The organism is Vibrio sp. TBV020 (genome assembly GCF_046056895.1).
Taxonomy (GTDB): domain Bacteria; phylum Pseudomonadota; class Gammaproteobacteria; order Enterobacterales; family Vibrionaceae; genus Vibrio.
Genome location: NZ_JBEEAQ010000003.1, coordinates 2,508,335 through 2,522,046, shown reverse-complemented (window position 1 = coordinate 2,522,046; position 13,712 = coordinate 2,508,335). Strand labels below are relative to the sequence as shown.

Annotated in this window: 11 protein-coding genes; 8 read left to right on the top strand and 3 right to left on the bottom strand. The window is 43.6% G+C overall.

The genetic code is table 11. The features are described from left to right. Nucleotides 1–5 precede the first annotated feature (5 nt). The 3 genes from AAFX28_RS19405 to AAFX28_RS19395 all read right to left on the bottom strand — a co-directional run bounded on the left by AAFX28_RS19405 (nt 6) and on the right by AAFX28_RS19395 (nt 3,545). Nucleotides 6–338: a hypothetical protein gene (locus tag AAFX28_RS19405; RefSeq protein ID WP_408690089.1), complete on the bottom strand. Its 333-nt coding sequence runs from the start codon at nt 336–338 to the stop codon at nt 6–8. A 68-nt stretch (nt 339–406) separates the two neighbouring features. Further along, the gene (locus AAFX28_RS19400; protein WP_408690087.1) at nt 407–1,747 is read right to left on the bottom strand and encodes a sigma-54-dependent transcriptional regulator; all 1,341 of its coding nucleotides are present in this window, start codon (nt 1,745–1,747) and stop codon (nt 407–409) included. A 16-nt stretch (nt 1,748–1,763) separates the two neighbouring features. Next, nucleotides 1,764–3,545 carry an ATP-binding protein gene (locus tag AAFX28_RS19395; RefSeq protein ID WP_408690085.1) on the bottom strand — a complete coding sequence of 594 codons (1,782 nt, stop codon included), beginning with the start codon at nt 3,543–3,545 and terminating at the stop codon, nt 1,764–1,766. A 518-nt stretch (nt 3,546–4,063) separates the two neighbouring features. Between AAFX28_RS19395 and tig the strand changes: the two genes are divergently transcribed. From tig to cmk, 8 genes are all read left to right on the top strand, one after another. After that, complete coding sequence (gene tig / locus AAFX28_RS19390) at nt 4,064–5,368, top strand: trigger factor (RefSeq protein ID WP_408690084.1); 1,305 nt, start codon at nt 4,064–4,066, stop codon at nt 5,366–5,368. Between the two features lie 105 nt (nt 5,369–5,473). Beyond that, nucleotides 5,474–6,100, top strand: coding sequence for an ATP-dependent Clp endopeptidase proteolytic subunit ClpP (clpP, locus tag AAFX28_RS19385; protein WP_053438318.1), 627 nt, complete (start codon nt 5,474–5,476; stop codon nt 6,098–6,100). A gap of 65 nt (nt 6,101–6,165) precedes the next feature. Next, nucleotides 6,166–7,449, top strand: coding sequence for an ATP-dependent protease ATP-binding subunit ClpX (gene clpX, locus AAFX28_RS19380; protein WP_053438317.1), 1,284 nt, complete (start codon nt 6,166–6,168; stop codon nt 7,447–7,449). A gap of 129 nt (nt 7,450–7,578) precedes the next feature. Then, nucleotides 7,579–9,930, top strand: a complete 2,352-nt coding sequence (lon, locus tag AAFX28_RS19375) for an endopeptidase La (protein ID WP_408690081.1) — start codon at nt 7,579–7,581, stop codon at nt 9,928–9,930. A 173-nt stretch (nt 9,931–10,103) separates the two neighbouring features. Further along, nucleotides 10,104–10,397 (top strand): HU family DNA-binding protein, encoded by a 294-nt coding sequence (locus AAFX28_RS19370; RefSeq protein WP_216612032.1) that lies wholly within the window; start codon nt 10,104–10,106, stop codon nt 10,395–10,397. Between the two features lie 177 nt (nt 10,398–10,574). Beyond that, nucleotides 10,575–12,434: a peptidylprolyl isomerase gene (gene ppiD, locus AAFX28_RS19365; RefSeq protein ID WP_408690080.1), complete on the top strand. Its 1,860-nt coding sequence runs from the start codon at nt 10,575–10,577 to the stop codon at nt 12,432–12,434. Between the two features lie 134 nt (nt 12,435–12,568). Further along, nucleotides 12,569–12,862, top strand: a complete 294-nt coding sequence (locus tag AAFX28_RS19360) for a ComEA family DNA-binding protein (protein ID WP_408690078.1) — start codon at nt 12,569–12,571, stop codon at nt 12,860–12,862. A 141-nt stretch (nt 12,863–13,003) separates the two neighbouring features. Beyond that, nucleotides 13,004–13,684 (top strand): (d)CMP kinase, encoded by a 681-nt coding sequence (gene cmk / locus AAFX28_RS19355; RefSeq protein ID WP_408690076.1) that lies wholly within the window; start codon nt 13,004–13,006, stop codon nt 13,682–13,684. Nucleotides 13,685–13,712: the final 28 nt, after the last annotated feature.

Here is a 13,712-nt window from a genome sequence, read left to right as displayed (position 1 = left end):
GCAAGTTAAATGGCGTACTTCGCTTTTATCGGAGAACAAACTTGTTCATAACGCTCAAGGGCTGCTTTCTTACCCGCAAACTCAATCATCGCTTCGGAGTAGCCCATTGCTGTTCCAAATTCTTCCATGATCTTTGCATCAGAGGTGATGACTTCTTTTTTATCTTTTGACAATGTCATCATATAAGAACCAAAGTCCGCATTTTCATCAATCCCAGCGGCCCAGCCTAGACAGTGTGCAACATCTTGTTTTGGAAATTCGTTAAAACCTTCATCGGCGAAAGTCATCGCTGAGAAAAGAGAGGTCAGTGCGATGGCTGTAATAGCGGTTTTTTTCATGATAACTGTTCCTTCAATAGCTGATGGAAACAACATATCGTATTTTATATGAATAAAAAGTGAATGAATTATTCACCTTTATAATTGCTCTTGTCTAAGCCATATTTTTGCATTTTGTCGTATAGGGTTTTACGTGCAAGTTGAAGGTGCTCCATAGTGGACTTGATGCTACCTCCACATTGATTCAGAGCTTGCTCGATAATACTCTTCTCGAATTCTGCCACTTGTTGAGCAAGTCCTGTCTCTTTGCTACTTGTCTCTTCGGAACCAAACTGTGAAAGAGTGCCCAGCAAAACGAAACGTTCTGCAGCATTTCGTAATTCACGAACATTCCCTGGCCAGTCATGGGCGAGTAGTTGATGAATCTGCTGAGACTCAATTGCAGGTGCTGATTTTCCATAGCGAGATGCCGCAACAAGCAGGAAATGGTGGAATAGGGTAGGAATATCTTCCTTACGCTGTCTCAGTGGAGGTAAATCTAAGGTCACGATGTTGAGTCGATAATAGAGGTCTTCTCGGAAAGAACCTTCTGATGCTGCTTGCTTAAGATCGACTTTCGTTGCGGCAATCACTCGAATATCAATTGGGATCAGTGAATTGGAACCCACGCGCTCAATGACTCTTTCTTGAAGTACTCGCAGCAAGCGGATTTGAGCCTGCATCGGCATCGACTCAATTTCATCCAAAAATAGCGTGCCACCTTGTGCATGTTCTAACTTACCTATTCTCTTGCTATCTGCGCCGGTAAATGCACCTTTTTCATGACCATACAGCTCACTTTCAATCAAGTTTTCTGGTACAGCGCCGCAGTTAATCGCCACAAAGTTATTGTCGCGTCGAGAGCTTTGTTCGTGAATAGAGCGAGCAAAAAGCTCTTTACCTGTCCCTGTTTCGCCAAAGAGTAAAATGTCAGCTGTGGTATCGGCAATATGGACGATAGTGTCTCTTAGCATTTGGATCGAGGGTGTATCTCCGATGATTCGCGGACCAAGAGTTTGGCTTGCTTTTAGACTGCGCTTGAGTTCTTGGTTTTCTAGCGTCAACTCACGTTTGTCTAGGGCACGGCGAGTAGTATCGATCAGCCGATCGATAGGGAAGGGCTTTTCAATGAAATCGTAAGCACCATTTTGCAATGCGTTGACCGCCATCGATATATCGCCATGGCCTGTGATTAGAATAACTGGGATATCAGGGTCTTGATGCAAAATACTGGAAAGGATGTTTTCACCTGACAAGCCTGGCAAGCAAATGTCCGTAATCACCACTTTCGGCAATCCATCTGCTTTTATTGCCATTAACGCTTCTTCTGCACTGGCAAAGAAGCGTGCAGGGATCTCTTCAAGTTCGAAGCTTTGTTCTATCGCGAGGCGAATATCGCTCTCATCATCAATGAAAATAACATCGTACATCGATTGTCCTTGATAGTTACTTTGTTGTTGCCGGTATAGTAAGCACGAATCGAGCTCCACCAAGTGGCGATGGGTTTACATTAAGTTCCCCACCCATTGCTTTAGTAATTTGGTGCGAAATGGATAAACCTAATCCCAAACCGTTCTTTTTAGTTGTGTAAAAGGGTTCAAATAGCTGGGCTTGGCGATCAAAAGGAATGCCAGGACCATTATCATCCACGATCAGATTCAATCTACCTTCTACAAATTGAGCAGAGAGAGTAACTTGCTTGTCTTGTTGTTCTTCTACTGCTTGTATGGCATTGGTAAGAAGGTTAATCAGCACTTGCTCCAATTGAATTGGGTTTATGTCGATAAGTGGTAAATCTGCGCCTATATCAGTATTCAGCGATATCTGAGCCGCTTTGAATTGTGGTGTTAGTAGTTCTTTTGCGGCCAATACAATAGCAATAGCGTCTGTCGTAACGGTTTCATTACTGTCACTCTTTTTGGCAAAAGAACGGAGCTGATTGCTTATCTTAGCCATTCTGTCAGTGAGTGCTGAAATACGTGAAAGGTTATCGTCTACTCGATCGTATTTTTCTTTTAGTATGAAGCGGCGCCCGTTGTCAGCAAAGCTTCGGATAGCCGCCAGTGGGTTGTTTAGCTCGTGACTGATGCTTGCAGACATCTGGCCAAGCACGGCCAACTTCGCCGCTTGAATCAATTCATTTTGAGTCTGACGTAGAGCGCTTTCCGTTTTAGTTCTCTCTGCGATCTCTGCTTGTAACTCTGATGTTCGTTCCATCACCAAAAACTCGAGTTTTTGTTTCGCTTCAGACTGCAATTGTTCGAATTGCCTTTTCTTTAACTGACGCTGAAAAGTGAGTTGGAGCGAAAGGTAAGCAATAACAAACAGCAGCGTTGTGACTAAAGAAAAACTGAGTGTTGACCACAACAATGTGACTTTGGGGGTTAATACTCGCAGAGTTAGATTGTGTTTTTCTAGTGGCCTTGACGAAACAAGGTAAGAGTTTTCAAATCCAGAGGCCAAAGGATTACTCAACTCAGAATGCGGCTGAGACAAATCTCCTGCTAATCCGAATGACCGAATTGGCGAGTCGAGGTATTGGCGACTGTTCAAAATGGTTTGTCGATCTGCTTCGGATAAAGTGGTTAAACTTTTAAACAGCCACTCTTCGTTACTCGACATAAAAATAACATTAAAGCGATCAGTTGCGACAAAAGTATTGGAGCGATTCTGCCAGTTGGCTTCGATAGCCGTGAGATCCATCTTGATAACAATCACGCCAATGATTTCAGCGGCATACCTAATAGGGTAAGAAAAGTAGTAACCCCTCTGCTTTGAACTTGAACCCAGTGCAAAATATTGGCTTGGATTGCCTTGAATTGCGTTAGAGAAATAAGGTCGCCAAGCATAATTTCTACCGACAAATGAACGGGTTAAATTCCAGTTGCTTGCTGCAATAGTATTGCCGAACTCATCTAATAGGTAGGCGTCAGTCGATTTAATGGTCGCATTGACCTGTTCTAAGTAGCGGTTTGTAAGTTCGATTTGAGCAGGGTTATGCGGGTTTTGTAGTGCTGAAATGAGTTCACTGTCTTTAGCTATAAGTTGTGGTAAGTGCGCGTACTTGTCGAGTTTACTCGAAATAAATTCTGCGAAACGTTCAAGCTGTTCTTTGTGAGTGTTAAATTGGGTCTCTTTGCTTGAATTCCAAACCCAGCTCGAACCACCAATAATGACAGCGATATACAGAATAAGCAGGTATAGCTTTCCTCTTCGAAATCCCAACATTTACAACCCTGTACCACTTCCTGACTCTGCTATAGCGTAAAGGTTTTTGTTATGAATGTGTTTACTGCTATTAACAAAGTGAGGGATAAAACCGGACTTAGATCTAGTTTTGATCTTTAATCGAAAAAAAATATTAGTTTCTCTTGAAAAAGGCATTAATGTCCCCATTTCTGGAAACAAAGCGTGCGTTATTGGCGCTTTTTTTAGCAGTTAAGTGAGTTTTTAGGTGAATCCCGTAGCGATCGTGGGGCTAGACTCGACAGCTATCGATCTGGTCGGTAGAATGCTGCGTCTAAATTTTTATCCTGAGGCTAATCGGAGATACCTTTTACCGAATTAAATCCAGAGTTTAATTCGTAAGGATATCGCTAATTAGTCCGATGATTGACTCGTCAGTTGTCGATACTCGATTTATAGAAGAGTGCTCATAGAGTACAAACAAGGATGGGTCTTAGCTTTTATTATAGAGCAAGGCACATAAGCTCAGTTATCTGAGCCAGTTTTGAGGTTAATGAATAATGCAAGTTACTGTTGAAACGCTAGAGGGCCTAGAGCGCCGTCTAAACATTACTGTTCCTGCTGCAAACATCGAAGATGCTGTAACAGCTGAACTACGCAACATCGCAAAAAACCGTCGTTTCGATGGTTTCCGTAAAGGCAAAGTGCCTCTAAAAATGGTTGCGAAGATGTACGGCAAAGCAGTACGTCAAGACGTGATGGGCGAAGTAATGCAACGCCACTTCATCGAAGCGATCGTTAAAGAAAAGATCAACCCAGCAGGCGCACCAACTTTCGCTCCAGTTGATACTAACGAAGGTGAAGACCTAGTATTCAACGCAACTTTCGAAGTTTACCCAGAAGTTGAGCTAAAAGGTCTAGAGAACATCACTGTTGAAAAACCAACAACTGAAGTTCAAGACGCAGACGTTGAAGAGATGATCGACACTCTACGTAAACAGCAAGCAACTTGGGCTGAAGTTGAAGAAGCTGCTGAAGAAGGTAAGCGTGCAACTATCGACTTCGTTGGTTCTATCGACGGTGAAGAGTTCGAAGGCGGCAAAGCTGAGAACTTCCCTCTAGAGATGGGCGCTGGTCGCATGATCCCTGGTTTTGAAGACGGTATCGCAGGTAAGACTGCTGGTATGGAATTCGAAATCGACGTGACTTTCCCAGAAGATTACCACGCAGAGAACCTAAAAGGTAAAGCTGCTAAGTTCGCAATCAAAGTAAACAAAGTTGAAGCTCGTGAGCTTCCAGAACTAAACGACGAGTTCGTTTCTAAGTTCGGTGTTGCTGAAGGCGGCGTTGACGCACTTAAAGCAGAAGTTCGTAAGAACATGCAGCGTGAACTTAAGCAAGCTATTAAGAACCGCATCAAAGAGCAAGCTATCGACGGTCTAGTTAAAGAAAACGACATCGACGTACCAGCTGCACTAATCGATCAAGAAATCGGTACTCTACGTCAGCAAGCTGCACAGCGTTTCGGTGGTAACCCAGAAGCTGCTGAGCAACTTCCACGTGAACTGTTCGAAGAGCAAGCTAAGCGTCGCGTAGTTGTAGGTCTTCTACTAGGTGAAGTAATCAAGTCTGAAGAGCTAAAAGCTGATGATGAGAAAGTGAAAGCACTTATCGAAGAAATGGCTACTGCATACGAAGATCCAACAGAAGTTGTTTCTTACTACGAGCAGAACGAGCAAATGATGAACAACATGCGCAATGTTGCTCTAGAAGAGCAAGCAATTGATGCAATCATCGCTAAAGCTCAGGTTTCTGAAAAAGAAGTTAGCTTCAACGAGCTAATGAACCAGCAACCAGCTGCTTAATAAGCAATTTATTGCTGAGAAGGTTGACTAATCGTTAACTATTCTGCTAACAATGGTCCGTATGATATGTATCATACGGGCCATTTATTTTAGGGACATAAGAATATGAGCTACCAAGAAAAAAATACAATGCCATCAATTATGGACGCGCTAGTACCAATGGTGGTTGAACAAACTTCCCGTGGTGAACGTTCTTACGATATCTACTCTCGTTTGCTGAAAGAGCGTGTAATTTTCTTGACTGGTCAAGTGGAAGACCACATGGCAAACCTTGTCGTGGCACAGCTGCTTTTCCTAGAATCAGAAAATCCAGATAAAGACATATTCCTATACATCAACTCTCCAGGTGGTAGCGTAACTGCTGGTATGTCAATCTACGACACAATGCAGTTCATCAAGCCGAATGTAAGTACGGTATGTATGGGTCAAGCGTGCTCAATGGGTGCATTCCTACTTGCTGGTGGTGCACCAGGCAAGCGATACGTTCTACCTAACTCACGAGTAATGATTCACCAACCGCTAGGTGGCTTCCAAGGTCAGGCATCTGACATCCAGATCCACGCTCAAGAGATTCTAACGATCAAACAAAAACTCAACACGCTACTTGCTGAACACACAGGTCAGCCACTAGAAGTGATTGAACGTGATACTGATCGTGACAACTTCATGGCAGCTGATCAAGCGGTTGAATATGGCCTAGTAGATGCAGTTCTCACTCATCGCGGTGAATAACTAGCAACAATGCCATATATTGATATACACTCAAGTCATATAAGTAAAGGCTAAGAGGTTAGCGAATGACAGATAAAAGCAAAGAGAGCGGTAGTAGTAAGCTTCTTTACTGCTCTTTCTGCGGCAAAAGCCAGCATGAAGTTCGTAAGCTAATCGCTGGTCCGTCAGTCTATATTTGTGATGAATGTGTCGACCTATGTAACGACATCATTCGTGAAGAAATTAAAGATGTTCTACCGAAGAAACAATCAGAAGCACTACCAGTGCCAAGAGATATTCGTGAACACCTTGATGACTACGTGATTGGCCAAGATTACGCGAAGAAAGTGCTAGCAGTAGCCGTTTATAACCACTATAAGCGTTTACGTAATGGAGATACGACGAGCGAAGGTGTTGAACTTGGTAAAAGTAACATCTTGCTAATTGGTCCTACTGGTAGTGGTAAAACGCTACTGGCAGAAACATTAGCTCGTTTCCTAGATGTACCATTCACTATGGCTGACGCAACAACGCTGACAGAAGCGGGTTACGTTGGTGAAGATGTAGAAAACATCATCCAGAAACTTCTGCAGAAGTGTGATTACGACGTAGCGAAAGCAGAGCGTGGTATCGTGTACATCGATGAGATCGATAAGATCTCTCGTAAAGCTGAAAACCCATCGATTACGCGTGACGTATCAGGTGAAGGTGTTCAGCAAGCGCTATTGAAACTGATTGAAGGTACGGTTGCTTCAGTTCCACCACAAGGTGGTCGTAAGCACCCTCAGCAAGAGTTCCTACAAGTAGATACATCTAAGATTCTATTTATTTGTGGCGGTGCATTTGCTGGCCTAGATAAAGTGATCGAGCAACGTGTTGCGACGGGCACTGGTATCGGTTTTGGTGCAGAAGTTCGTTCGAAAGATGAAACTAAGACTGTTGGTGAATTATTCACTCAAGTTGAGCCTGAAGATTTGGTTAAATACGGCCTAATCCCAGAGTTCATTGGTCGTCTTCCTGTAACGACAACGCTGACAGAGCTAGATGAGGATGCATTAATCCAAATCCTATGTGAGCCGAAGAATGCACTGACTAAGCAATACGCTGCTTTGTTTGAACTAGAAGATGCGGAGCTAGAGTTCCGTGAAGATGCACTACGTGCGATTGCTAAAAAAGCAATGGAGCGTAAAACTGGTGCTCGTGGTCTTCGTTCAATTCTTGAAGGTGTGCTGCTTGAAACCATGTATGAACTGCCATCAATGGACGACGTAAGTAAAGTTGTTATCGATGAGTCGGTGATTAAAGGTGAGTCTGATCCACTGCTGATTTACAGCAACTCAGATAACCAAGCTGCAGGTGCAGAATCTTAATACGAATCACATAATTAGATATCGGTAGAAAGGGAGTAATCAATTACTCCCTTTTTTTTATTCTTTCATTGAATCCAAACAATTAAGCCCCATATACTGCAGATAGGACTAAGCGGAAGAGAGAATAATATGAACTTGGAACGTTCCGAACGTATCGAGATCCCCGTACTACCTCTAAGAGATGTAGTCGTTTACCCGCACATGGTAATTCCATTGTTTGTTGGCCGAGAAAAGTCGATTGCATGTCTTGAAGCTGCAATGGATAACAACAAGCAAGTATTGTTAGTAGCGCAAAAAGAAGCGGATACTGACGAGCCAGCTCAATCTGACATGTTTGAAGTTGGTACCGTTGCGACTATCCTTCAACTACTGAAGCTACCAGATGGCACTGTCAAAGTGCTTGTTGAAGGTCAGCAGCGTGCAAAAATAAACCACTTTATTGAAAATGAATTCTTCTTTGCTGAAGCTGAGTACTTAACGACTGGCGAGCTGGATGAGCGCGAGCAAGAAGTGATTGTTCGTAGTGCAATCAACCAGTTTGAAGGCTTCATTAAACTCAATAAAAAGATCCCACCAGAAGTACTGACTTCCCTAAATGGTATTGATGAAGCAGCGCGTTTAGCCGACACGATTGCAGCGCACATGCCACTAAAACTTGCTGACAAGCAAGCGGTACTAGAACTTCTAGATGTGACTGAGCGTCTTGAGTTCTTGATGGGACAAATGGAATCTGAAATCGATCTGCTACAAGTTGAGAAGCGTATTCGCACTCGCGTTAAGAAGCAGATGGAGAAATCGCAGCGTGAGTACTACCTGAATGAGCAAATGAAAGCGATTCAGAAAGAACTTGGTGAAAGCGAAGATGGCGTTGATGAATTCGAGACTCTAAAACAGAAGATCGAAGAGTCAAAAATGCCTCAAGAAGCACGCGAGAAGACTGAACAAGAACTACAAAAGCTTAAGATGATGTCTCCGATGTCAGCAGAAGCAACGGTAGTCCGTGGCTACATCGACTGGATGCTAGGTGTCCCTTGGAACAAACGTTCTAAAGTGAAGAAAAACCTAGCTAAAGCAGAAGAGATTCTTAACGAAGACCACTACGGTCTAGAGCGTGTTAAAGAACGTATCCTAGAGTACTTAGCGGTACAAAACCGTATCAATAAGCTTAAAGGTCCAATCTTATGCTTAGTTGGTCCTCCTGGTGTAGGTAAAACGTCTCTAGGTCGTTCTATTGCAGCTGCGACTGGTCGTAAATATACCCGCATGGCGCTGGGCGGCGTACGTGACGAAGCGGAAATCCGTGGTCACCGTCGTACCTACATTGGTTCTATGCCGGGCAAACTTATCCAGAAAATGTCTAAAGTTGGTGTGAAGAACCCGCTATTCCTATTGGATGAGATCGACAAAATGTCGTCTGATATGCGTGGCGACCCATCTTCAGCATTACTTGAAGTACTCGATCCAGAGCAGAACAACGCGTTTAACGATCACTACCTGGAAGTCGACTACGACCTTTCTGATGTTATGTTCGTTGCAACGTCGAACTCCATGGATATTCCTGGGCCGCTGCTAGACCGTATGGAAGTGATTCGTCTATCTGGCTACACAGAAGATGAGAAACTGAATATCGCTAAGCGCCACCTAGTTGATAAACAGGTGAAACGTAACGGACTTAAGCCACATGAGATTGAGATCGAAGACTCAGCTATTATCGGCATTATTCGTTACTACACGCGTGAAGCGGGTGTACGTAGCCTAGAGCGTGAGATCTCGAAGATTTGTCGTAAAGCGGTTAAGAACATTTTACTGGATTCGGATCTGAAATCGGTAACAGTGACTATGGATAACCTAAAAGAATACTTGGGTGTTCAGCGTCATGACTTCGGCAAAGCTGATGACAGCAACCGCATTGGTCAAGTGACTGGCCTTGCATGGACTCAAGTTGGTGGTGACCTGCTGACTATTGAAACAGAGTCTATGCCTGGTAAAGGTAAGTTGACTCAAACTGGTTCACTTGGCGACGTCATGAAGGAATCGATTCAAGCAGCGATGACGGTAGTACGTTCACGTGCGGAAAAACTGGGTATTAACTCAGATTTCTATGAAAAACGTGATATCCATGTACACGTTCCTGAAGGCGCGACGCCAAAAGATGGCCCAAGTGCGGGTATCGCAATGTGTACAGCGCTTGTTTCTAGCCTTACAGGTAACCCTGTAAAAGCAGAAGTAGGCATGACGGGTGAAATTACCCTACGCGGCGAAGTTCTACCGATTGGCGGTCTTAAGGAAAAACTACTTGCAGCGCACCGTGGTGGCATCAAAACAGTACTGATTCCGAAAGACAACGAACGTGATCTAGAAGACATTCCGGACAATGTTATCGCTGATCTTAAGGTTATTCCGGTGCAATGGATTGATGAAGTTCTTAAAGTCGCACTAGAAAATGAGCCGTCAGGTGTCGAGTTTGCTGCAGTAAAATAGTGATATGTAGCAAAAATAAGTAAAAGATTACGCTGATAAGCATAAAAAGGCTTGTCAGCGTTTTTTTTGGGCGCTAACGTTAGCGACTATAGCTTCGAGCCTTGTATTACAAGGGTTTGTCGCTAATTTGAAATGAAATGGAACGTTAAGCTACCTATAAAAAAATTAACCAGGTGGCGCAAAGGGGAATCACAGTGAATAAAACACAATTAGTAGAAAAAATTGCAGAAAACGCAGACCTATCAAAAGCTTCAGCTGGCCGTGCACTAGACGCATTCATCGAAGCAGTAGGTGACACTCTGCAGTCTGGTGATCAAGTTGCTCTAGTTGGCTTTGGTACATTTAGTGTACGTACTCGTGCAGCACGCACAGGTCGTAACCCTAAAACTGGTGAAGAAATCCAAATCGCAGAAGCTAAAGTTCCTGCGTTTAAAGCAGGTAAGGCTCTTAAAGATTCTTGCAACTAATCAAAAAATCGCCATTTAGGCTGATTTTTTCGAACCTTTTTAAATTATGCGCATCATACTGATGCGCATTTCTTTTTCTGGTATTATCGCGCTAATCAATTTTTATTTTAATGAAGTATATCGTATCCAATTCTTAACTTATGTTGGTGCGATGTATAAGCGGAGAGTAGTTTAAGTATGATGGACCGATTACGCGAAGGCGTTAACAGCATCGCGGTTAAAATTATCCTAGGACTTATCATCCTATCTTTCGTGTTTGCGGGTGTTGGTAGCTACATTGTTGGCGGTTCAAATAACACAGCTGCGAAAGTAGGCAATGTTGAAATTGGCCGTGGTGAGTTTGAACAAGCTTACCAAAATGAACGTAATCGTATGCAAGCGCAGCTTGGTGATTACTTCTCGAACTTGTTGGCTGACCCTAGCTACGTAGAGTCTTTCCGCAAATCTGTTCTCGACCGTATGGTTAACGACTTACTACTTGAGCAACACGCTGAGTCATTAGGCCTACGCGTAAGTGATGCACAAGTACGTACACTGATTTTAGAAATGCCTCAGTTCCAAATTGATGGCAAATTCGACCAAGAAATTTATCAAACAGCGCTTCGTCGTGCAGGCTTCAATGCAGAGAGCTTCGCAGAGTACTTACGTCGCGACCTAGTTCGCAACCAACTGCTAACAGCAATTCAAGCGAGCGACTTTACTTTACCTGGTGAAGTTGCAGCACAAAGCAAGCTGTTGACTCAAACTCGTGAAATTAAGAAAGTAACGCTATCTCTAGAAGACTTTGCGGCTAAAGCTGAATTGTCTGAAGAAGAGATCAACGATTACTACACGCAAAACCCAGAGCGTTACACTCGCCCTGAGCAAGTGAAAGTTGCCTACATTGAACTTTCTGCACAACAGCTGAAAGAAGGAATTGTTGTTTCAGAAGAGCAAGCAGAGCAGTACTACCAAGAGCACCTTGATAAGTACTCATCTGAAGAGCAACGCCGTGTAAGCCACATCCTAGTTGAAGGCGACGATGAAGCAAAAGCACAAGCGATTCTTGATGAGCTAAATGCAGGTGCTGACTTTGCAACGCTAGCTGAAGAAAAATCTGATGACTTCGGTAGTGCATCTGAAGGCGGCTCGCTAGGTTGGATTGAGCGTGATGTAATGGACCCAGCGTTTGAAGAAGCAGCGTTTGCTCTAACGAAAGTTGGCGAAACAACAGGTTTGGTTAAATCAGATTTTGGTTACCACATCATCAAGCTTGATGAACTTAAAGATTCAGTTGCTAAGCCATATTCAGAAGTTGCAGCTGAAATTAAGCAAGAGCTTAAAGATCAGCAGGCAATCGATCAGTACTACGAGCTACAGAGTGAACTTGAAAAAGTAGCGTTTGAGTACCCTGATTCACTAGATGACGCTGCACAGGCTATCAACGCTGAAATCCATACTACTGATTTCATTTCTCAAATTGATGCTCCTGAGTTGCTCAAGACACCAGCAGTTCTACAAGCTATCGTAAGTCCAGAAGTGAAAGAAGATGGCCTAAACTCAGAGGTTATTGAAGTTGCTCCTGAGCACGTGATTGTAGTTCGTGTTGAAGACGCACGTGATGAGATGGTTCTACCACTAGCAGACGTTCGTGAACAAGTAACGACTTCTCTTGCGAAAGTAAAAGGCGAGCAAAGCGCTATTGAACTTGCCGATAAGCTGGTTGCTGAACTGAAAGAAGGTAAACAGGGACTGCTAGAAGAGAATGGTCTAGCGTTTGGTGAGTCTGAAACAGTTGATCGTAGTTCTTCACTAGCTGATGTTGTTTTCTCTATGGTGAAGCCTGAAGAAGGTAAAGTCGGGTTTGCACAAGCGAAAGATCTAAACGGTGATATCGTAGTAGTTGAACTGACGGAAGTGTCTTCAATGTTTAACACTCAATACAACGAGCAGATTGCTCAGCAAATGACACAGGCAAGTGCTCAGCAAGACCTGTCAGGCCTTATCAGCATTTTGCGTAAAACTATCGATATCGAATACTACGCTGTGACACAGTAATCAGTCATAATGTAACTGATATATTGATTAAGACGGGCTGCGATTGCAGCCCGTTTTGTTTTTTTACTTTACCGTTATTGACGACACATCTGTTCCGTTAATCTGACTACACATCTTGATATAAAGGAATCGAAATGTTCAGACAGATAATTTTCATTATGGTGCTCGTCTTTTCAGTACCTATGAGCTTTGCGACAGAAGGTAACAGCAACCCGAAATATGAAGGGATTGAGATTACGGTCAACATTAATAACGCAAGTGCGGAGGAGTTGGCAGCACTACTCAACGGTGTAGGGCTGAAAAAAGCACAAGCAATTGTGACCTACAGGGATGAATATGGCAGCTTCAAAACGGCAGATGAACTCACCGCGGTTAAAGGGATTGGTGACGGACTGGTTACTAAGAATCGTGACCGAATAAAGTTATAGACTTACATAAGAGCGCAAATGCGCTCTTTTTTTAATTTCCTCATCATCCGCCTAGAACCTCTAGACGTTTACCTCTATAATTTCACGCCAAACATAGGTCACTGCACTAAGCAATGATCAGTAACCAACGTGGAGTAAAACATGTCGTCTCATACACCGGTAGTCACCGTTGATGGACCAAGTGGTGCAGGTAAGGGCACTCTTTGTATGCTGCTAGCGAACAAACTAGGTTTTCACTTATTAGATTCTGGTGCTATCTACCGAGTATTAGCACTTGCTGCAATTCATCACGGGGTTGACTTAGAATCTGAAGATGCGCTCGTGCCGCTTGCTACACACCTAGACGTTCAATTTGTTGCTGAAGGCGACTTAGTGAAAGTGATTCTAGAAGGTGAAGATGTCTCTGGTGAGCTTCGTAAAGAAGAAACGGGCATGGCTGCATCGAAAGTAGCGGCACTTCCACGAGTTCGTGAAGCATTATTGCGTCGTCAACGTGCTTTTGCTGAAGGTAATGGTTTAGTTGCTGATGGTCGTGATATGGGCACGGTGGTTTTCCCCAAAGCTGAAGTGAAAATTTTCCTTGATGCTAGCGCAGAAGAGCGTGCAAACCGTCGCCTTAAACAGTTGCAAGGCAAGGGTTTAGATGTTAAATTTGACGACCTTTTGAGCGAGATCCAAGAGCGTGACGACCGAGATCGTAACCGCCCAGTGGCACCACTACGCCCTGCAGAGGATGCGCTTTTGCTAGATTCTACTACTATGAGTATCGACGAAGTAGTAGAAAAGGCACTACAATATATCGAATCTAAGCTAGTAGCCTAGGCTGCTAGGTCAGAACGTTGGTCGCATG